The 18,619-nt window shown below is 72.0% G+C and carries 16 protein-coding genes and 2 pseudogenes; 10 read left to right on the top strand and 8 right to left on the bottom strand.

Going from position 1 to position 18,619, the window contains the following annotated elements; translation table 11 throughout:
• Window positions 1-86: 86 nt before the first annotated feature.
• From RNL97_RS30295 to RNL97_RS30280, 4 genes are read left to right on the top strand one after another with little or no spacing between them, the layout of a single operon-like run.
• Window positions 87-1,397, top strand: a complete 1,311-nt coding sequence (locus RNL97_RS30295; RefSeq protein WP_030584666.1) for an ABC transporter substrate-binding protein — start codon at window positions 87-89, stop codon at window positions 1,395-1,397.
• An 11-nt stretch (window positions 1,398-1,408) separates the two neighbouring features.
• A complete protein-coding gene (locus tag RNL97_RS30290; protein WP_313751434.1) occupies window positions 1,409-2,422 on the top strand; it encodes a carbohydrate ABC transporter permease in 1,014 nt (337 codons plus the stop codon).
• A complete protein-coding gene (locus RNL97_RS30285; protein ID WP_243315956.1) occupies window positions 2,415-3,308 on the top strand; it encodes a carbohydrate ABC transporter permease in 894 nt (297 codons plus the stop codon). Before RNL97_RS30290 ends, RNL97_RS30285 begins: the two co-directional genes overlap by 8 nt.
• Window positions 3,309-3,328: 20 nt before the next feature.
• Window positions 3,329-4,690 (top strand): GH1 family beta-glucosidase, encoded by a 1,362-nt coding sequence (locus RNL97_RS30280; RefSeq protein WP_030584675.1) that lies wholly within the window; start codon window positions 3,329-3,331, stop codon window positions 4,688-4,690.
• A gap of 87 nt (window positions 4,691-4,777) precedes the next feature.
• Here the strand turns inward: RNL97_RS30280 and RNL97_RS30275 are convergent, their stop codons facing one another.
• From RNL97_RS30275 to RNL97_RS30265, 3 genes and pseudogenes are all read right to left on the bottom strand, one after another.
• The gene (locus RNL97_RS30275; protein WP_030584678.1) at window positions 4,778-5,545 is read right to left on the bottom strand and encodes an isocitrate lyase/PEP mutase family protein; all 768 of its coding nucleotides are present in this window, start codon (window positions 5,543-5,545) and stop codon (window positions 4,778-4,780) included.
• Between the two features lie 138 nt (window positions 5,546-5,683).
• A pseudogene (locus RNL97_RS30270) lies at window positions 5,684-6,102 on the bottom strand (discoidin domain-containing protein); the annotation flags it as partial.
• A gap of 156 nt (window positions 6,103-6,258) precedes the next feature.
• On the bottom strand, window positions 6,259-7,401 hold the full coding sequence (locus RNL97_RS30265; RefSeq protein WP_313751433.1) for a S1 family peptidase: 1,143 nt from the start codon (window positions 7,399-7,401) through the stop codon (window positions 6,259-6,261).
• A gap of 288 nt (window positions 7,402-7,689) precedes the next feature.
• On the opposite strand from RNL97_RS30265, the gene RNL97_RS30260 reads away from it, so the two are divergent.
• Both RNL97_RS30260 and RNL97_RS30255 read left to right on the top strand, forming a co-directional pair.
• Complete coding sequence (locus RNL97_RS30260; RefSeq protein ID WP_313751432.1) at window positions 7,690-8,730, top strand: SCO7460 family lipoprotein; 1,041 nt, start codon at window positions 7,690-7,692, stop codon at window positions 8,728-8,730.
• A 65-nt stretch (window positions 8,731-8,795) separates the two neighbouring features.
• Window positions 8,796-9,455 carry an MSMEG_1061 family FMN-dependent PPOX-type flavoprotein gene (locus tag RNL97_RS30255; RefSeq protein WP_030584686.1) on the top strand — a complete coding sequence of 220 codons (660 nt, stop codon included), beginning with the start codon at window positions 8,796-8,798 and terminating at the stop codon, window positions 9,453-9,455.
• 27 nt (window positions 9,456-9,482) lie between these two features.
• On the opposite strand, the pseudogene RNL97_RS30250 reads toward RNL97_RS30255, so the two are convergent.
• Window positions 9,483-10,345, bottom strand: a pseudogene (locus RNL97_RS30250) (sigma factor-like helix-turn-helix DNA-binding protein).
• A 25-nt stretch (window positions 10,346-10,370) separates the two neighbouring features.
• On the opposite strand from RNL97_RS30250, the gene RNL97_RS30245 reads away from it, so the two are divergent.
• A complete protein-coding gene (locus tag RNL97_RS30245) occupies window positions 10,371-10,541 on the top strand; it encodes a hypothetical protein (RefSeq protein WP_313751694.1) in 171 nt (56 codons plus the stop codon).
• A 132-nt stretch (window positions 10,542-10,673) separates the two neighbouring features.
• Window positions 10,674-11,492 carry an ABC transporter ATP-binding protein gene (locus RNL97_RS30240; protein ID WP_313751682.1) on the top strand — a complete coding sequence of 273 codons (819 nt, stop codon included), beginning with the start codon at window positions 10,674-10,676 and terminating at the stop codon, window positions 11,490-11,492.
• A gap of 89 nt (window positions 11,493-11,581) precedes the next feature.
• On the opposite strand, the gene RNL97_RS30235 is transcribed toward RNL97_RS30240, so the two are convergent.
• The 4 genes from RNL97_RS30235 to RNL97_RS30220 all read right to left on the bottom strand — a co-directional run bounded on the left by RNL97_RS30235 (window position 11,582) and on the right by RNL97_RS30220 (window position 16,065).
• Window positions 11,582-13,237, bottom strand: coding sequence for a carboxylesterase/lipase family protein (locus RNL97_RS30235; protein ID WP_313751431.1), 1,656 nt, complete (start codon window positions 13,235-13,237; stop codon window positions 11,582-11,584).
• 127 nt (window positions 13,238-13,364) lie between these two features.
• Window positions 13,365-14,840 (bottom strand): UDP-N-acetylmuramoyl-L-alanyl-D-glutamate--2,6-diaminopimelate ligase, encoded by a 1,476-nt coding sequence (locus RNL97_RS30230; RefSeq protein ID WP_313751430.1) that lies wholly within the window; start codon window positions 14,838-14,840, stop codon window positions 13,365-13,367.
• Window positions 14,841-15,094: 254 nt separating this feature from the next.
• A complete protein-coding gene (locus RNL97_RS30225) occupies window positions 15,095-15,238 on the bottom strand; it encodes a hypothetical protein (RefSeq protein ID WP_158709132.1) in 144 nt (47 codons plus the stop codon).
• A 71-nt stretch (window positions 15,239-15,309) separates the two neighbouring features.
• The gene (locus RNL97_RS30220; RefSeq protein WP_313751429.1) at window positions 15,310-16,065 is read right to left on the bottom strand and encodes a hypothetical protein; all 756 of its coding nucleotides are present in this window, start codon (window positions 16,063-16,065) and stop codon (window positions 15,310-15,312) included.
• A 395-nt stretch (window positions 16,066-16,460) separates the two neighbouring features.
• Here RNL97_RS30220 and RNL97_RS30215 point away from each other — a divergent pair, with 395 nt between their 5' ends.
• Both RNL97_RS30215 and gndA read left to right on the top strand, forming a co-directional pair.
• Window positions 16,461-16,997, top strand: a complete 537-nt coding sequence (locus RNL97_RS30215) for a DUF5709 domain-containing protein (protein ID WP_030584695.1) — start codon at window positions 16,461-16,463, stop codon at window positions 16,995-16,997.
• A 113-nt stretch (window positions 16,998-17,110) separates the two neighbouring features.
• Window positions 17,111-18,553 carry an NADP-dependent phosphogluconate dehydrogenase gene (gndA, locus tag RNL97_RS30210; protein WP_243315952.1) on the top strand — a complete coding sequence of 481 codons (1,443 nt, stop codon included), beginning with the start codon at window positions 17,111-17,113 and terminating at the stop codon, window positions 18,551-18,553.
• Window positions 18,554-18,619 lie beyond the last annotated feature (66 nt).

Raw genomic sequence — 18,619 nt, 5'->3', positions numbered from 1 at the left:
CTCACCTCTTAAATCACGGCATAAATTAAGTCATGGAGGCCGTTCGGTTCCCGAACGCAGCCATCCCCGGAAAGGGGCCACCTCTCATGCGTCACCTCAGAGCCGCAAGCGCCGTCACCCTCGCCCTCTCCATCGCCGTGGCCGCCACCGGCTGTGGTGGGGGAACGACGTCGGGCGGCAGCAACGAGTCGCCGAAGACCCTCACCTACTGGGCGTCCAACCAGGGCCCCAGCATCGAGGCCGACAAGAAGATCCTCACTCCCGAGCTCAAGAAGTTCGAGAAGGAGACCGGGATCGAGGTGAAGCTGGAGGTCGTGCCCTGGGCCGACCTGCTGAACCGGATCCTCGCCGCCACCACCTCCGGCCAGGGCCCGGACGTGCTGAACATCGGCAACACCTGGTCGGCCTCGCTCCAGGCGACCGGCGCGCTCCTGCCGTGGGACGACAAGAACTTCGAGGCGATCGGCGGCCGGGACCGCTTCGTCGACTCGGCGGTCGCCTCGGCCGGCAAGGAGGGCGAACCGCCCGCCGCCGTGCCGCTGTACTCGCTCGCGTACGCCCTCTACTACAACAAGAAGATGTTCGCCGAGGCCGGTGTCGAGAAGCCCCCGGCCACCTGGGACGAGCTGGTCGCGACCGGCAAGAGGATATCCAAGGACGGCAAGTGGGGGCTGGGCGCCGAGGGCGGCAACCTCTCCAACAACATCCACCAGACCTTCGTCCTGGGTCAGCAGCACGGCGCCGACTTCTTCGGCGAGGACGGCAGGGCGACCTTCACCTCGGACGGCGCGGTCGCGGCGGTGAAGCAGTACGTCGACTTCATGGCCAAGGACAAGATCATCGCCCCGGGCAACGCCGAGTACGCCCAGAACCAGTCGCTCACCGACTTCGCCAAGGGCAGGACCGCGATGGTGCTGTGGCAGGCTGCCGCCTCCACCTTCGCCGCCCAGGGCATGAAGCCGGAGGACTGGGGCGCGGCCCCGGTGCCGGTCCCCTCGGGTGCCCCGGGCACCGGCAAGCAGGTCAACTCCATGGTCGCGGGCATCAACATGGCGGTGTTCAAGAACAGCAAGAACATCGACGGCGCGAAAAAGTTCGTGAAGTTCATGACGAGCGACGCCGAGCAGAAGCTGCTCAACAAGACCTACGGCTCCATCCCGCCGGTCAAGGCCGCCCAGGCCGACGCCGCGTTCGGGGCCCCCGACCTCAAGGTCCTGCGCGACACCCTCGCCACCAGCGCCGCCCCACTCCCCCAGGTCCCCAACGAGTCGCAGTTCGAGACGGCCGTGGGCACGGCCGTCAAGGAACTGTGGGCGGACGCGGCGGCCGGACGCCCCGTGACCGAGGAGTCCGTCAAGGCGCGCCTGGAAAAGGCCCAGCAGACGATGCAGCAGTGAGGCCCTGATCCATGACCGCCACCGTCACCACGGACCCCAAAGTCGATAAGTCGACCAGTAGGGGTACGAGCCGGGGCACCGGGGGTGCGCGCGGGAGACTGCCGCGCGTCCCCGACCGGATCCGCCGAGGCGGACTGCCCTATCTCCTGCTTCTGCCCGCCGTCCTGCTGGAACTCCTCATCCACATCATCCCGATGGTCATCGGGATCGTGATGAGCTTCCGGCAGCTCACGCAGTTCTTCATCAACAACTGGGGCGCGGCGCCCTGGTCCGGCCTCGACAACTACAGGATCGCCGTCGACATCGACGCGCCGATCGGCGAGGCCCTGCTCCACTCGTTCTTCGTCACCTGCGTCTTCACGTTCTTCTCCGTCGGCCTGGCCTGGCTGCTCGGCACGGCCGCCGCGATCCTGCTCCAGGAGAGCTTCCGGGGCCGGGGCGTGTTGCGGACGATCTTCCTGGTCCCGTACGCCCTGCCGGTCTACGCGGCCGTCATCACCTGGGCGTTCATGTTCCAGCGGGACAACGGGATGATCAACCACGTCCTGCACGACCAGCTCGGCATCACGGACGAGCCGTCGTTCTGGCTGATCGGCGAGAACAGCCTCTACACCCTGATCATCGTCTCGGTGTGGAAGGGCTGGCCGTTCGCCTTCCTCATGCTGATGGCCGGGCTCCAGAACATCCCGCGCGAGCTGTACGAGGCCGCCTCGATCGACGGCGCGGGCATCTGGCAGCAGATCCGCCGGATCACGCTGCCCTCACTGCGCCCGGTCAACCAGGTGCTGGTCCTGGTGCTCTTCCTGTGGACGTTCAACGACTTCAACACCCCGTTCGTCCTGTTCGGGAAATCGGCGCCGGAGAACGCGGACCTCATCTCGATCCACATCTACCAGTCGTCGTTCGTCACCTGGAACTTCGGCACCGGATCGGCGATGTCCGTCCTGCTGCTGCTCTTCCTGCTGATCGTGACGGCCGTCTACCTCTTCTTCACCTCGCGCGGAAGGAAGGGCTCCGATGTCTAGCCTCACGCGGCCGACCCGCACCACCCGGTCGCGGGCCCGCTCGCCGATGGCAGCCCCGCGGTCCTTCCTGTGGACCCGGCGCATCGTCCTGACCCTGCTCGCCGGGTTCGTCCTGCTGCCCGTCTATGTCATGGTCAGCAGCTCGCTGAAGCCGCTCCAGGACGTGTCGGGCAAGTTCCAGTGGCTCCCGTCCACACTGACGGTCCAGCCGTACTTCGACATCTGGGAGACCGTTCCGCTCGCCAAGTACTTCGTCAACTCGCTGATCGTGGCGGGCTCGGCGACGGTGCTGTCGGTGACCATCGCGGTGTTCTCGGCGTACGCGGTGAGCCGCTACCGGTTCAGGGGCAAGCGGGTCTTCACCGTCACGGTGCTCTCCACGCAGATGTTCCCCGGGATCCTCTTCCTGCTCCCGCTCTTCCTCATCTTCGTCAACATCGGCAACAGCACCGGCGTCGCCCTGTACGGCTCGCGCGGCGGGCTCATCCTCACCTACCTCACGTTCTCGCTGCCGTTCTCCATCTGGATGCTGATCGGGTACTTCGACTCCATCCCCCGGGACCTGGACGAGGCAGCCCTGGTCGACGGCTGCGGGCCCGTCCGCGCCCTCTTCCAGGTCGTCGTGCCCGCGGCCGTCCCCGGCATCGTCGCCGTGTCCGTCTACTCCTTCATGACGGCCTGGGGGGAAGTGCTCTTCGCCTCCGTCATGACGAACGACGCCACCCGGACCCTCTCCGTCGGCCTCCAGGGCTACGCCACACAGAACGACGTGTACTGGAACCAGGTGATGGCCGCGTCCCTCGTCGTCAGCGTCCCCATCGTCGTGGGCTTCCTGCTGCTCCAGCGCTACCTGGTGGCCGGCCTCACCGCGGGAGCCGTCAAGTGACCTCCACAGAAAGGCAGTACGTGTCCGACCTCAACGCACTCCCGGCCGACTTCACCTGGGGCGTCGCCACCGCCGCGTACCAGATCGAGGGAGCCGTGGCCGAGGACGGGCGCTCCCCCTCCATCTGGGACACGTTCTCGCACACCCCCGGCAAGATCGACGGCGGCGACACCGGTGACATCGCCTGCGACCACTACCACCGGGTGCCCGAGGACATCGGCCTGATCAAGCGGCTCGGCGCGGACGCCTACCGCTTCTCGATCGCCTGGCCACGCGTCGTGCCCGGCGGCGACGGACCGGTCAACAAGGCGGGCCTGGACTTCTACGACCGGCTCGTGGACGGTCTGCTGGAGGCGGGCGTCACCCCGTTCGCCACGCTCTACCACTGGGATCTGCCGCAGGTGCTCCAGGACCGGGGCGGCTGGACCGTACGGGAGACCTCGGAGCACTTCGCGGCGTACGCCTCCCCTGTGGTGGAGCGCCTCGGCGACCGGGTCAAGGACTGGGCGACGCTCAACGAGCCGCTGTGCTCGGCCTGGATCGGGCACCTGGAGGGCCGGATGGCGCCGGGCCTCACCGACCTCACCGCCGCCGTGCGCGCCTCCTACCACCTGCATCTGGGCCACGGTCTCGCCGTTCAGGCGATCCGGGCGGCCTCCTCGGACGCCCGGGTCGGCATCGTCAACAACCTCAGCCCGATCGAGCCGGCGAGCGCGAGCGAGGCCGACCTCGCCGCCGCCCGCCGCGCCGACGGCCACATCAACCGGTGGTGGCTGGACCCGATCCTGGGGCGCGGCCACCCGCAGGACATGGTCGAGGAGTACGGCGTCGAACTCCCGGTACAGCCGGGCGACTTGGAGACGATCGCGGCCCCACTGGACTGGCTGGGGCTGAACTACTATTTCCGACAGATCGTCACCGCCGACCCCGACGGGGCCGCACCGCACGCCAGGCAGGTCTCCGTCCCCGGCGCCCGGCTCACCCACATGGACTGGGAGGTCCACGCGGAGGGCCTGGAGCAGCTGCTGCTGCGGCTGACCGAGGAGTACGGCGTCCGGCGGATCTACGTCACCGAGAACGGTTCCGCGTACGAGGACGTCGTCGCGGCGGACGGTTCGGTGCACGACCCGGAGCGCGTCCGGTATCTGGAGGAGCACCTCGCCGCCTGCGCCCGCGCGGTCGCCGAGGGCGCCCCGCTGGCCGGGTACTTCGCCTGGTCCCTGATGGACAACTTCGAGTGGGCGTACGGCTACGACAAGCGGTTCGGCCTGGTCCACGTGGACTACGCGACCCAGCGCCGTACGGTCAAGAGCAGCGGGCTCCGGTACGCGGAACTGGTCCGGGAACACGCGGAGCGCCGCGACGGCCGCACGGCCGCCTGACCCCTCTCCCCCGCTCCTCCCGGCAGCCCTCCGGCCGCGGCGCGTTCTCGCCGCGGCCGAAGGGCTCTTCGCGTCGCCGGGCGGCCTCTAGGAGGAGGGCGTCCACGGCTTCAGCATGTCCTTCATCGCGTCCGTCAACGCGAACTGCAGCAGCGGACCGTAGGTGATGCGGCCGACGCCGAGGCGGCGGAAGCGCTCCAGGTCGTGCTTGACCGGGTGCGCCGTGGTGTTCACCGGAACGGCGACGGCCGCGGTCACCGCCGCGAGCAGTTCGTCGTCGTCCTGGATGCGCACCGGGTAGACGCTGTCGGCACCGGCCTGTTCCAGGGCCCGCAGTCGCTCGATCACCTCGTCGAGGACGGCGGAGGGGTTCTCCGCGTGCACGAAGAGGTCGGTGCGCCCGTTGACCCAGACCGGGACCCCCGCGTCGTCGGCCGCCGCGCGCAGCCCCGCGACGTAGCTCGCGTGCTCCTGCGTGCTGCGCACGCGTCCGCCCTCCGAGTGGACGGTGTCCTCGATGTTGAGGCCGACCCCGCCGGCCTCGATGAGACCGGCGACGAGATCCGCGGGCTTCTGGCCGTAGCCGGACTCCAGGTCCACGGAGACGGGGACGTCGACCGCCGCGATGATCGGCCTGACGGCGGCGAGCACCTCCTCGAAGGTCTGGCCCTCCTGGTCCTCGGCCCCGCGGGAGTCGGCGAGCGGATGGCTGCCGATGGTCAGCGCGGGGAAGCCCGCGGCGGCCGCGGTCCGCGCGGACCAGACGTCCCAGACGGTGGGCAGCACGAGCGGCTGGTGTTCGGCGTGCAGTTGCTTGAGGCGCTCAGCGCGCTCGACAGTGGTTCGAAAGTCCATGCCGAGGACGCTACCCCGCATCCCGGGCGAACAGCGAGACGAGCCCGCGGCGGCCACGGATGTCCGTGGCCGCCGCGGGCTCCCGCCGCGCCGACAGCGGGGACGGGACGGCGCGGAGGGGCTCGCGGACCCGCAGGGTCAGCGCCGGTAGACGCCGAACTCGTAGAGCGAGTAGCCCCACGGTGTGCCGCGCTCAAAGGCGCTCACACGGACGTAGCGCGCGTTGCCGGTGACCTGGATGTCATCGATGCCGCCGTTGCCCGCCGACTCGGTGTGGACGGCGTCCCAGTCCTGGCCGTTGTCCGAGGTCTGGACCGTGTACGCCCTGGCGTACGCCGCCTCCCAGGCCAGCTGGACGTGGTCGAAGGAGGTGGTCGCGCCCAAGTTGTCGGCCCAGTCGCCGGCCCAGCGGGTGTCGAAGGAGCCGTCGACAGCGTTGGCCGCCGGGCAGGGGCAGCCGGCGCTCTCCGGCTGGAACGACGAGGCGTCGGCGGGCTTGCCGGAGGCGGAACCACCGTGAAGGACTTCGTCTCGATGCCGACGTTGCCCTTCCCGTCGGCACCCGGGGCCACCGCGCACCCGCGCCCGCCTCGCGGCCCGCGCCCGCCCGCACAAGGAAGCGGCCCCGCACACCGGCGGGGCCGCTCACTGGTCTTACGTCGCACTGCCGGGGCCCGCTCCGCCGGGGAGGACGGCGGGACGGATCCCCCGGATCACGCGGTGTGCAGCCTCAGTCCGTACCGGTTGAGGATCTCGTTGATCGGCTGGTACCAGGTCTCGCCACCGCTGGTGCAGTTGCCCCAGCCGCCGGAGGTGACGCCCTGGGCCTGGTCGCCGCTGATGAACGAGCCACCGGAGTCGCCGCCCTGGGCGCAGACGCTCGTCTTGGTCATCTGGTGGACGGCGCCCTGGCTGTAGTTGACGGTCTCGTTCTTCGCGAGGACGCGGCCGCAGTGCCACCGCGTGGTGGACCCGGAGCGGCAGATCGAGGCGCCGATCGGGGCCTCGTTCGAGCCGCGGACGAGCTGGTCCGGGACGGTGCCCCAACCGAGCACGACCGGGACGGTCCACCAGCCGCTGCCGACATTCACCCAGGCGTAGTCATTACCGGGGAAGGACGAGCCCTGGAAGTTGCCTATGTAGGAGTTGTCCCAGCCACGGACCTGCTGGCCGACGCCGCCGCAGTGGCCGGCGGTGACGAAGCCGCCGTGCACGGAGAAGCCGATGGAACAGCGGACGTTGCCCGTGTAGTACGGGTCGCCACCGACCGTTCCGGCGGCGAAGGTCTGCGGAGCCTCGGCGGTCGTCCTCACCGTGACGGGACCGGCTTTGCGGGCCTTGGCGACGAAGGCGCGGACATCGTTGTCAGTCCGCTCTGCGGCGACGACGTTCACGACCACGCGACTGGTGGCCGGATCGACGTGCCAACTGCTCACACCGGACGGGGCTTTCAGGGCGTCGATCCGCGCCTTGGCCGCGTCGAGGCTCTTGGCCGAGTGCTCGACGAGCCGGGTGTCGGCACCGGTCGCCCGTACGGCTTCGGCCTTCTCGGCGGCGGTGACAGCGATGGTCAGCCTGCCGGTCTTCGCGTCGAGCCAGGAGCCCCCGAAGGCGGAGCCGGCGGCGCGCTGCGCCTTCTTCTCCAGTGCGGTGGCAGCCTTCTCGTCGGCGAGCCGGGTGAGTGCCTGCTTCTCGGTGAGGCCGAGGTCGCGCTGCATCGCGGAGAGCAGGGCGGCGGAGGCGGGAGGTTCGGCGGGGGCGGGCGCGGCGGAGGCGGACACCGGACCGGCGGCGGTCCAGGCTCCGATCACCAGGAGCGCGGACAGACCGGTCCGCAGCAGGGTTGCGTGTCTCAAGGGAGTGACCCTTCCTGTTGTTCCAACGACGTGGGGGTGGAACGGGAGGCGTCCGGGAGCGCGATCCGATCGGGCCTTTGAGAGCGCTCTCAGATGTGCCGTTCCCGGACTGTAGCGGAGTTCAAGAGTCAGGTCCATGCCAATGACAGGAGGTGCCCGGGAGGGGGTCGGGGCGCTGTGCGCACCGGGGTTGAGTAGGCGTACTCATCCGGCCCGGCGGTGGCCGACCCTACGGTCGCAGGAACACGGGGCAGCACCCGATGGCAGGACCAGGTGGAGGAGCAGATCATGGCCGGATCACGCCGCAGACGGTGGAGAGCCGCGCTCACCGGCGCACTGGTGGGTTCGCTGGTCGTGGCGGTGGGCGCATGCGGGGTGGTGGACACGAAGGACGACCGCCGGGCGGCCGAGGAACTGGCCGAGAAGTACTTCCCCGGGCAGCTCAAGGCGATCGGGGCCCGCACGCTCTTCCCGGGTTCCGGCGGCTCGGAGGTCACGTTCGCGGTGACCGACGACCGCGACGCCGTGGTCCGGCTCCGTATCGACACCGACGAGGCGGACCGGGGCCTGTGCGACCGGAAGGAGTGCGCGGGCGTTCTGGCCGAGGCCGTGAAGCGCGGGCGGCAGCAGGCGGAAGACTTCCGTACGCTCCGGGGCGCTTTCGACGCCTGCGGCTACGAGGTCGTCGCCCTGGGCCCCACCGGCACCCCGCCCTACGTGGTGGCCGAGCTGACGAACGCCACCGTGACGAAGGTGCTCGGCGAGATCGGGGAGTGCGTCCAGCGGTGGGCCGCGGCGAGCGGGGCAGACAGCGCGTTGGCGAAGGCGCGGGCCTCGTACGTGAACGTGGTCTCCCCGTGGGCCGCCGACCGGCGTGACCGGGGCAAGGATTCCTGGCCGACGGTGATGCGGCTGACCCGGTCGGACCTCCTGGCCTCGCTCACCCAGCACGCCTACTTCTCGGCGAGTTACGAGATCGAGGCGGGCCGGGTCGACACGACGGGCAGCGCCAGGATCGTCCGCCCGTTCCGGGAGAGGCAGAAGTTCGGCGACACCGTGCAGAACGCGGTGAAGGAGCAGCTGCGTGCCACCTACCCCCGGGTGGTCGTGAGCGACTACCAGTGGATCTGGCGGCTGGAGCCTGGCCGTGTGGACCGGCAGACCGGCTACGTCCTGTTCTGCCCCGAGCCGGGGGCGGGCGGGCGGTGCGTCAACGCCGACGACGCGGCGCTGGTGACGACGGACGAGCGCGGCCGTCCGGTGGGGAAGATCCGCCTCGTCCATGACATCCGCGAGGGCACGGGAGCGCTGCGCCTGCCGCCGTACTGACGGGCCGGCCGTGCCCGCCGGCCGGGATCGGGGCCCCCAGGACGACAGGCCCTAAGGTCAAAGGCATGACGACACCCCTCGCAGGCAGCGCTTTCGACTCGCTCCGCCTCGACGCCGTGACCGACCAGGAGGCGCTGCGCCGCGCCTACGAACTGCCCGGGGCCGCGGCCGTCCGCAAGCAGATGAGCGAACTCACCGATCAGACACAGAGGTTGGTCGGGTGCTCGTCACTGGTCCTGGTCGCCAGCGCGGATGCCGAGGGCAACTGCGACGTCTCGCCGCGTGGCGGCCCGGCCGGGTTCGTCTCCGTCCTGGACGCGCGGACGGTGGCGATACCGGACGCGACCGGCAACAAGCGGCTGGACACCCTGCGGAACGTCATCGCGACCGGACGGGCCGGGCTGCTGTTCTTCGTCCCGGGACGCACCACGACGCTCCGGGTGAACGGCCGGGCCTGCGTCTCCACCCGCCCGGAGCTGCTGTCGCAGCTCACCGCGGTGGGCAAGCCGCCGGCCAGCGCGCTGGTGGTCGGGATCGAGGAGGTCTACCCGCACTGCCCCAAGTCGCTGCTGCGCAGCGGGGCCTGGAAGCCGGAGCAGTGGCTGCCGGCGGACGCCCAGCCGACCTCGGCCGAGGTGACGCTGGCGCAGCTGCGGATGCCGGAGCTGACGATCGCCGACATCGAGCAGCGGGAAGCGGAATCGCTGAAGTACCGGTACGAGTAGGAGGCCCCCTTTGTCGCCGGACACGGCTCAGGACATGTCAGGGCGGGGCCACGGCCCCAGCTTCTCCGGGTTGCGGACCGCCCGGATCCGGGTGACGCGGCCGTCGGTGACGTCGGACGAGGCCACGGTCTTGACGACGCCGTCACGTCGGCCACCCAGGCCCGGCGCGCCGTTGACCGACCGCTCCAGGAGTCGGAGCCCCGGAGCCCTGTCGGCGATGGCGACCATCCACCGGGCGATGCGCACGCCGCCCTCGATCGGCCGCTCGGCCGCAGGGCGGCTCCGGCCAGGCCGCCGCCGTCGGCGGTCATCACCGCGACCGGGTCGAGGAGGTCGACGAGAACGGCGATGTCTTTGCTCTCCCACGCCTCTTTGACCTGCCGCACCGCGTCCGCCCGCCCGTCCGCGGACACCGACACCGGGGCCCGCGCGGCGCGAAGCCGGCGCCGGGCGGACGCGGCCAGTTGCTCGCAGGCCGCGGGGTTGCGGCCGAGGACGGCGGCGATGTCGGCGAAGGGGGAGCGGAAGACGTCGTGCAGGACGAACGCGACGCGCTCGGCAGGGGTCATCGACTCCAGGACGACGAGGGAGGCCGTGGTCACCGACTCGTCCAGGACCATCTGGTCGGCGGTGTCGGCGAGACCCGCGCTCGGGCCGTGGCCCCACTCGGTGCGCTCGGGCAGCGGATCGGGCGGCCACGCGCCGGCATAGCGTTCCCGCCGGGCCCGCGGCAGCGCGTACCAGCGTGTGTAGGCCTCCTGCACGGCGTCCTCGGACTCGGCGACCGAGCCGAGCAACCGGTAGGCCGCATTCAACAGTTGGCGCCGCTCAAGAGCTGCCCCGCCGTCCCCCTGCTCACGACCGCCTCGCCTTACCTTTCGCGGTCCCATGTCGTCGGGCTGGTGAGACCTTGTGGTGGCGTGGAAGCCGGGCGGCGGCTCGCCCCGGCCCGTCGGGCACGCCGTCGGCTTCCTGGTCCTCGCCTCGGTCCAGGTGGCGGTCGGTATCGCGCACATGCCCTCGGCGCATCTCCCCCTGGGCGTCCTGATGTTCGGGCTGAGCGTGCTGGCGCTGTCGCGGCGCTGAAGTCCGCAGTGCCGCGCAGCCCATGCGCCAGGTGCCGGACCCCCGATTCCGCGATGCAGTCACCCACGCGCGTAAATGCCGTCTACAGCTACCCTTCGTGCGGTGAACACCGACGCGAGGGGGCGGACCGCCATGGACGGGAACACCGGCACCGGTCACGGGCGCGTGGTCGCCGCCCTCGACGGCGTGAGCATGCGCCGCCACACCGGCGGCCAGGTCATCCTCGACGCCGTCGACTGGACCGTCCGGGCCGGCGAGCACTGGGCGCTGCTCGGCCCCAACGGGGCGGGAAAGACCAGTGTCCTGCGTCTCGTCGGCGCCACCGCATTCCCGACGACCGGCACGGTCGAGGTCCTCGGCCACCGGCTCGGCCGGGTCGACGTGCGGGATCTGCGCGCCCTGATCGGCCACGTCTCCACCTCCCAGCGCGTCCCGGGCGACCTGACGGGCCACGGCGTCGTGCTCACCGGCCACTCCGGCACGGTCCAGCCGCTGTGGAAGAAGTACGACGGCGAGGTGCGCGACCGGGCCCACGCGCTGCTCGCCGAACTCCAGATCAAGGACCTCGCCGACCGTGAGTACGGCGTCTGCTCGGGTGGCCAGCGCGCCCGGATCCTCATCGCCCGCGCCCTCATGGCGGACCCGGCGCTGCTGCTGCTCGACGAGCCGTTCAACGCACTCGACCTGCCCTCGCGCGAGGACCTCCTCGACACCATGCGTCATCTCGCCTCGTCCCGGCCCGAGTTGTCGACGGTGACCGTAACCCACCATCTGGAGGAGCTCTCTTTGGCCATCGGTCACGCCCTGCTGCTGCGCGAGGGGCGCGTTCTGGCACGCGGGGCGATCGAGGACGTTCTCACGGCCGAGCGCATGACGGCCTGCTTCGGCCGTCCGATCGAGGTGACCCGGCACGCCGGCCGCTGGCTGGCACGCGCCGACGGGCACGCGTAGACCACGGCACGGCCCGCACGGACGGGCCGCACCCGGGCACGACCACGCTCGGTCCGGGTGCAGGGCGTGGCTCCGCCCGGTCGGCCGGCTCAGGGAGCCAGCAGCGGCAGTCCAGCGGTACGCCAGAGGTCACGGAAGCCGCCCTGTTTCCCGGGCGGGGCGTTCCCGGCCGGTCCGGCCACCGCCCGCCGGGCCGCGCCCCCTTCCTCCTCCGCGCCCCCTTCCTCTTCCGCCGCCGTGCGCCAGACCCGTACCGTCGCCCCGCCGCCGGCCGGTCCGTCAAGGGGGCCCCAGCCCGGGTCGCCCTGGGCGGCGAACCCTGTCCAGGCACCGGTCATGCGCCGGGAGAGCTCCTCGTCGGCCTCGCCGGGCGGGCCGCCTACGAGGAAGTGGAGGCTCTCCTCGTGGAGGTTGCCGAAGGCGAACGGGATGTCCGCGCAGTGCCAGGCGCGGACCCGCCGCCCGCCACTGTCCCGGCGGCGGTCGAAGCGGGCGAGGAAGGCCCGGCCGCCCGCCCGGGCGTGGGCCTCGGCGAGGCGGGAGCTGTACTCGGCGAAGAGGAGGCCGGAGCAGAGGGTCAGGTAGACGTCGAGCACCCGCGCGCCCGGCAGGCGTTCGCGGTGGCCCTCGACGAGCGAGGCCGGGAGCCCGAAGTCAGCGGCGAAGACGGCCAGTTGTTCCTCTGTCGTGATCTTCGCGCTGCTGCCGACCGCGTCCAGGAGCCAGTACTCCTCCGTGGTGTGGCAGACCAGCAGCTCCACCGCGCCGCCCGCTCCTGCCGGCAGCGCCTCCAGCGGGTCGGCGGTCAGGAGGACACCGTCGGCGACCGGACCGTAGATCGCCGGGACGTAGTGGCGCTGCCCCGACGCGGGGTCCTGTGCGTAGCGCGCGCACACCCGGTCCGTGGCGGCCACGAGGACCTCGGGCGGGGCGGCCGCCAGCCCGGCCCGGGTGGCGGGCACCCCGGCCTCCGCGGCGACCTCGGCCGTGGTGCGGGTCGCCTGCTCCACCGAGGCGAAGGCGTTGACGGCGCTGTGCAGGACGGCGCGGCGGAAGAGGCCGCGCGCCCGGTCGGCCACCGTCAGGCAGGCCACGGAGGTCGCGCCCGACGACTGCCCGGCGAGGGTGACCCGGTCGGGCGAGCCGCCGAACGCGGCGATGTTGTCGCGGACCCATTCCAGGGCGGCGATCTGATCGAGGAGACCCCGGTTGTCGGGGAAGGCCGCGGAGCCTCTTTCGGCGTCGAGGACGGGGGCGGGCGTGCCGCCGGCGGGCTCGGGGGCCAGGCCGGGCATGTCGCCGTCGGCGACGGGCACATGGCCGAACCCCTCGAAGCCGAGACGGCTGTTGAGGGTGACGACGACGAGCCCTTCGCCCGCCAGTGCGGTGCCGTCGAAGTCGGGCTGGGCCGAGGACCCGAAGACGTACGCACCGCCGTGGATCCAGACCAGCACGGGCAGGTCGCCCGGGCCGTCGGCGGGCGTCCAGATGTTCAGCGTCAGGATGTCCTCGTCACCGGGTGACCAGCCGGGCGCGCCCGGCAGTTCGGCCGACTGCGGGGCCACCGGACCGAAGGCGGCGCAGTCGCGCACGCCGTCCCAGGGTTCCGGCGGCTGCGGCTCCCGGAACCGGCGGGGGCCGAAGGGCGGTGCGGCGTAAGGGAGTCCGCGTACGGAGACGACCGCGCTGTCCCGGGCGGAGCGCCGCCCCCGTACCCGCCCGGTCTTCGTCGTGAATACGTCCACGGCGCCCGCTCCCCCGCTCCTGCTCCGTCCGGCGTTCGGCCGGCCGGGGCAGCATCCCAGCTCACCCGCCGCCTCCGCCAGCGCATTGATCTTGGCCCGCACGCCCAGGGCCCCCACTTCTGCGGGCCTACGTGCCGATCAGCTCACGCACGGTCGCCATGTCGCTGAAGGGGAGCAGTTCGCCCCGGATGCTCTGGTGAGGTTCGCTGCCCTTGCCCGCGATGAGCACGATGTCGTCCGGCCCCGCCTCCGCCAGCGCGGCGGCGATGGCCGGGCGGCGGTCGGTCAGCCGCTCGAACGGCGTCCCGGTCGACGCGATGCCCTCCGCGATCTGGTCGAGGATGGCCTCGGGGTCCTCGTACCGGGGGTTGTCGGAGGTGAGAACGCACAGGTCGGAGTGGGTGCCCGCGATCGCGCCCATTTCGGCGCGCTTGGTGGTGTCGCGGTCGCCGCCACAGCCGAACACGGTGATGACCCGGCCCCGGGCGAAGCCCCGGATGGCGGTGAGGACCTTGCTGAGGGAGTCCGGCGAGTGGGCGTAGTCCACGATCACCGAGGTACCCCCGGGGACCTGGAGGCGCTCGAAGCGGCCGGGGATCTGCGGCATCCGTTCCAGCGCGTCGACCAGCCCGGCCAGACCGTGTCCCAGGAGGTGGCACGCGGCGACCGTGGCCAGCGCGTTGGAGACCGAGAACCGGCCCGGCGACGGGATCGCCGCCGGATACTTGCGACCGTCGTGGTGCAGGGTGAACCGGGAGCCCGAGGCGTCCACAGTGAGATCGCTCGCGCGGTAGTCGGCGTCGCCGTCCAGCGCGTACGTGGTCACCGCGCCGGGCATCAGCTTCCGGATCCCGGCACCCACCGGGTCGTCGGCGTTGACCACGGCACGTCGGCACAGGCCCTGGAAGAGGCGGAGTTTGGCGTCCCGGTAGTTCTCCATGGTGCCGTGGTCGTCGAGGTGGTCCTGGGTCAGGTTGGTGAAGACGCCGACATCGATGAACGTCCGGTCCAGGCGGTGCGTCAGCAGCCCCATCGAGGTGGCCTCCAGGACGACGCTTCCGCACGCCCGGTCGCGCATGTGCCCCAGCAGGTACTGGAGATCGGGCGATTCCGGAGTGCTGAGCACCGAGGGCGGCATCGGGATGAGCTCGTCCCCGATCCGGCTGCCCGCGGTGCCGATCACTCCGACCCGGGCCTGCTCGGCGAGCCGCAGCACCGACTCCGTCATGTACGAGACGGATGTCTTGCCGTTGGTCCCGGTGATGGCGATCAGGTCCATCGCCCGGCCCGGTTCGCCGAAGTAGCGCGAGGCCACCACCGCGGCGGCCTTGCGGACGTCGGGGACGCGTACGGCACACACGTCGCCCAGTGCCGCGGGCAGGGGTGGCGCCTGTTCGTCGACGAGCACGGCTACCGCGCCGCGTGCGACGGCCGGGGCGACGGCGTGCGGGCCGCCGGCGGCATGGCCGGGCACCGCGGCGAAGACGGAACCGGGGGCGACCCGGTCCGCGTCGAACGTCACGCCGGCGGTGACGTCCGTGCGGTCGGGGGTGCCCCGCAGCGCATGGTGGTCCTGGCCGGCCATGAGGTCGCTCAGCTTCACGATGATCCCTTCGAGTGCGGCGGCGGCCGGGTGCTGGGCCGTCGCCGGGAAGCGGCACGGGCGGGTGCGCCGTGGGCCGCGTGGCGGTGTGGAGCCGAACGTGGAACGCACGCTTCCGGCGGAAGCCGTAGGTGACGGGGCTCCGGCGCTCGGCGCGGCGGGGAGGTGGTGCCGGTGTGGGGGGCGGCGGGGCGGGCGGTCACGCCGGCGCGTGGAACGCCGGGTGCCGCTGCCGGGAACGCTCGCGAAGATCGCTAGCCGTGGCCGTGGAGTGCGGTACGGCCCGTACCGGGCGCCGCGTCGGCGGGCGCCGGGGGCACGGCCGCGCGGGCGGCGGCCGGGGGCAGCGCGGAGGAGGCCCGGTGCGGGCACTCACTCGGCTCGGCGCTGCGTCCCATGAGCCGAGTGTACGGGGAGCGGACGGGCCCCGGTCCGCGTCGGCCGGGGCCCGTCCGGGCGGCACGGGAGGTCAGGGTGCGCTGTCGACGAGCCGGACCGTACCGAGGATCTTCCGCACGGTCGGCTCGGGCACCTCGTCGTCGACGCCGCGGACACCGACGAACGTCCAGGAAAGGGTCTCCCCCGCCGGGTCTCGAAGGCGAACGCGGTCGCCTTTCCGTCGTGGGCGCAGCGGCCCGTCCCTTCGGCACCGGTCGAGGTGGCCGTCGCCACGCGCCCGCCGAGGCCGGACTTCGTGGTGAACGGCTTCGCGGCCCCCGGTGGTGACCTTCTCCTTCGACGGCTGGGCGTAACTGCCGTAGACCCACAGGCGGGCGTTCTCCCGGGCCGCTTCCGTGACATCGCGGGCGTCCGGCTCGGCCCGGGAGCCCACGGAGGCCAGCGGGGTGTCCTCCTGGGTGCCGTTGCCGTCGTCGTCGGACCGGCACCACTTCTCCTTGAGGACCGCCGGGGCGGCGAACCCGACGAGCGGGGTCTCCTCGGGGTCGCCGTTCTCGGCGACGTACGTCACCCATCCGGACGACTTCACCGCCCAGTCCGCCGGCACGTCGAAGGCGATGCCGCGCTGGGGGTTGGTCACCGTCTTCCAGCCGGGCACGAGGGGCGCGGTGCCGTCCTCGGCTCCGCCCCGGGGTTCCCCCGGGGACGCGGGCGGCGAGACGGCTTCCGCTCCGGTGGGTCCCGGGTCCGGCTCCCCCTCGTCCGCGTCACCGCCGAGCACCAGGAATCCGGTGATCCCGGCGGCCGGCACGACGGCGGTGGCCACGACGACCGCGACGACCGAGCTACGGCGCCGGCCCCCACCGGAGGGCGGCGGGGGGCGGGGGGCGGGCCCGTTCCAGGGCACGCCGCCCCCGGGAGCGGGCGGCTGCCCCGCGTACGGCTGCCATGGTCCCTGCTGCTGGTGACCGCCCCTGGGCGACTACTGTCCGTACCCCATGGAGGGCCACCCTATGCCGGGCCGTTCGACGGTTCGAACAGCCCGGTGCCCCCAGGGTCTCCGTGCGCCGGGGAACGCGGCGCGACCTGCGTACGGACCGTTTCTCGCCTCCCGCGCGGGGGACCCGGATCCGATCTTCCCTTTGCGGCCGGAGCGGGACCGGAGTGGAATTGCGTACAGGGGACAACGGTATTCGGTACTCCCGGAGGAAAGGACGCGCCATGAGCGACACCGACTGGGGGGACGACGTCTACCAGCCCCAGGAACCCGAGGCTTCCGACCCCGCCGAGCAGCTCGGCGCGGAGGACACGCTCATGGACCCGTCCGGCACCGGCGATCCGCTGGACGAGGGCTACGCACCCCCGGACCGCCCGTGGGTGGTCGAGGGACTCGGCACCACGGCCGACGAGCGGCACACCGGCGAGTCCCTCGAAACGCGGCTGACGAGGGAGGTTCCCGAGCCGGACGGCTCCCTCGGCGACGGTGTGGGCGATCTCGTGGGCGGCGACGGCGAGCCCTGGGACAACCAGGTGGGCGTCGCCCGCGCCGGGCGGTTGACCCAGCAGGCGGAAGGGACCGTCCCGGCCACCCTCACCGCCAGCGACGTGGGCATCGACGGGGCCGCGGCGTCGGCCGAGGAGGCCGCGATGCACGTGATCCCCGAGCCGGGGGACGACGACGACCTCCTGGAGCCCTCGCCGGTCGCGGGCAGTCCCGGTACCGGTCGTGCCACCGGTGGCACGACCGCCTCACCCTGAGCGGGCCGTCGGCGAGCGCCCACCCCTGAACGCGGCTGTCCCCGCACCCGTACCCCCCTGACCGAAGCACAGCACCCGAAGAGCGGTACGTACCGCACCCCAGGAGCACACAGATGAGCGGCACTGCTCAGATCGGCGTCACCGGACTCGCGGTCATGGGCCGCAACCTCGCCCGGAACTTCGCCCGCAACGGCTTCACCGTCGCCCTGCACAACCGCACCACGTCCCGGACCGATGCCCTGGTCGAGGAGTTCGGCGACGAGGGCACGTTCGTCGCCGCGCACACGCCCGAGGAGTTCGTCGCCGCGCTGGAGCGTCCCCGGCGCCTGGTGATCATGGTGAAGGCGGGGGATCCCACCGACGCGGTGATCCAGGAGTTCGCGCCGCTGCTGGAGGAGGGCGACGTCGTCATCGACGGGGGGAACGCCCACTTCGAGGACACCCGCCGCCGTGAGAAGGAGCTGCGCGAACGCGGGATCCACTTCGTCGGGGTGGGCATCTCCGGCGGCGAGGAGGGCGCGCTGAACGGGCCCAGCATCATGCCGGGCGGTTCGGCGGAGTCCTACGCCTCGCTGGGCCCGATGCTGGAGAGGATCGCCGCGCAGGCGAAGGACGGCACGCCGTGCACCGCGCACATCGGTCCGGACGGCGCGGGTCACTTCGTGAAGATGGTCCACAACGGCATCGAGTACGCGGACATGCAGCTCATCGCCGAGGCGTACGACCTGCTGCGCGCCGTCGCCGGGTACTCCCCCGCGCAGATCGCCGACGTCTTCCGTACGTGGAACACCGGCCGGCTCGATTCCTACCTGATCGAGATCACGGCGGAGGTCCTCGCCCACACGGACGCTGCGACCGGGAAGCCGTTCGTCGACATCGTGCAGGACCGGGCGGAGCAGAAGGGCACCGGGCGCTGGACCGTACAGATCGCGCTCGATCTCGGGGTCCCGGTGTCGGGGATCGCCGAGGCGGTCTTCGCCCGGTCGCTCTCCGGCCACGCCGATCTGCGGGAGGCGGCGCGCGGCCTGCCGGGGCCCACGCCCGAGCCGCTCGACGAGGCGGGGGCGGCGGCGTTCGCGGACCGGGTGGAGCAGGCCCTGTACGCCTCCAAGATCGTCTCGTACACGCAGGGCTTCCACCAGATCAGAGCGGGCAGCGAAGCCTACGGCTGGGACATCGACCTCGGCTCCGTGGCGGCGGTCTGGCGGGCGGGCTGCATCATCCGGGCGGCGTTCCTCGACCGTATCCGCGCCGCCTACGACCACCGGCCCGACCTGGTCAGCCTGCTCTCCGACAAGGAGTTCGAGCAGGAGACCGGCGCCGCGCAGGAGGACTGGCGGGCGGTGGTGGCCGAGGCCGTACGCCAGGGCGTGCCGACGCCGGGTTTCGCCGCCGCGCTCGCGTACTACGACGGGCTGCGCGCGGACCGGCTGCCCGCGGCGCTCACCCAGGGGCAGCGGGACTTCTTCGGGGCGCACACCTACCGGCGTACGGACCGGGAGGGTTCGTTCCACACGCTCTGGGGCGGCGACCGGTCCGAGGCCGAGGCGGGCTGACCCGGCCGGTCCACCCCGGGGTGCGGGGGACCGCGGGGCGTGGCTTAGTGGCTGCGAGCCCTGTTC

This window comes from Streptomyces parvus (assembly GCF_032121415.1).
GTDB classification, from domain to species: Bacteria; Actinomycetota; Actinomycetes; order Streptomycetales; family Streptomycetaceae; genus Streptomyces; species Streptomyces globisporus_A.
Note: the sequence above shows the minus strand (reverse complement) of the source record. Positions and strands in the feature narration are given on the sequence as shown.

What these genes read in the sequence shown, in the direction of transcription:
- gndA (WP_243315952.1), top strand. Translation starts at nt 17,111, where the DNA reads ATGAGCGGCACTGCTCAGATCGGCGTCACCGGACTCGCGGTCATGGGC.
- RNL97_RS30255 (WP_030584686.1), top strand. Translation starts at nt 8,796, where the DNA reads ATGACGACACCCCTCGCAGGCAGCGCTTTCGACTCGCTCCGCCTCGAC.
- RNL97_RS30225 (WP_158709132.1), bottom strand. Translation starts at nt 15,238, where the DNA reads ATGGGACGCAGCGCCGAGCCGAGTGAGTGCCCGCACCGGGCCTCCTCC.
- RNL97_RS30290 (WP_313751434.1), top strand. Translation starts at nt 1,409, where the DNA reads ATGACCGCCACCGTCACCACGGACCCCAAAGTCGATAAGTCGACCAGT.
- RNL97_RS30285 (WP_243315956.1), top strand. Translation starts at nt 2,415, where the DNA reads ATGTCTAGCCTCACGCGGCCGACCCGCACCACCCGGTCGCGGGCCCGC.
- RNL97_RS30260 (WP_313751432.1), top strand. Translation starts at nt 7,690, where the DNA reads ATGGCCGGATCACGCCGCAGACGGTGGAGAGCCGCGCTCACCGGCGCA.
- RNL97_RS30275 (WP_030584678.1), bottom strand. Translation starts at nt 5,545, where the DNA reads ATGGACTTTCGAACCACTGTCGAGCGCGCTGAGCGCCTCAAGCAACTG.
- RNL97_RS30295 (WP_030584666.1), top strand. Translation starts at nt 87, where the DNA reads ATGCGTCACCTCAGAGCCGCAAGCGCCGTCACCCTCGCCCTCTCCATC.
- RNL97_RS30215 (WP_030584695.1), top strand. Translation starts at nt 16,461, where the DNA reads ATGAGCGACACCGACTGGGGGGACGACGTCTACCAGCCCCAGGAACCC.
- RNL97_RS30240 (WP_313751682.1), top strand. Translation starts at nt 10,674, where the DNA reads ATGGACGGGAACACCGGCACCGGTCACGGGCGCGTGGTCGCCGCCCTC.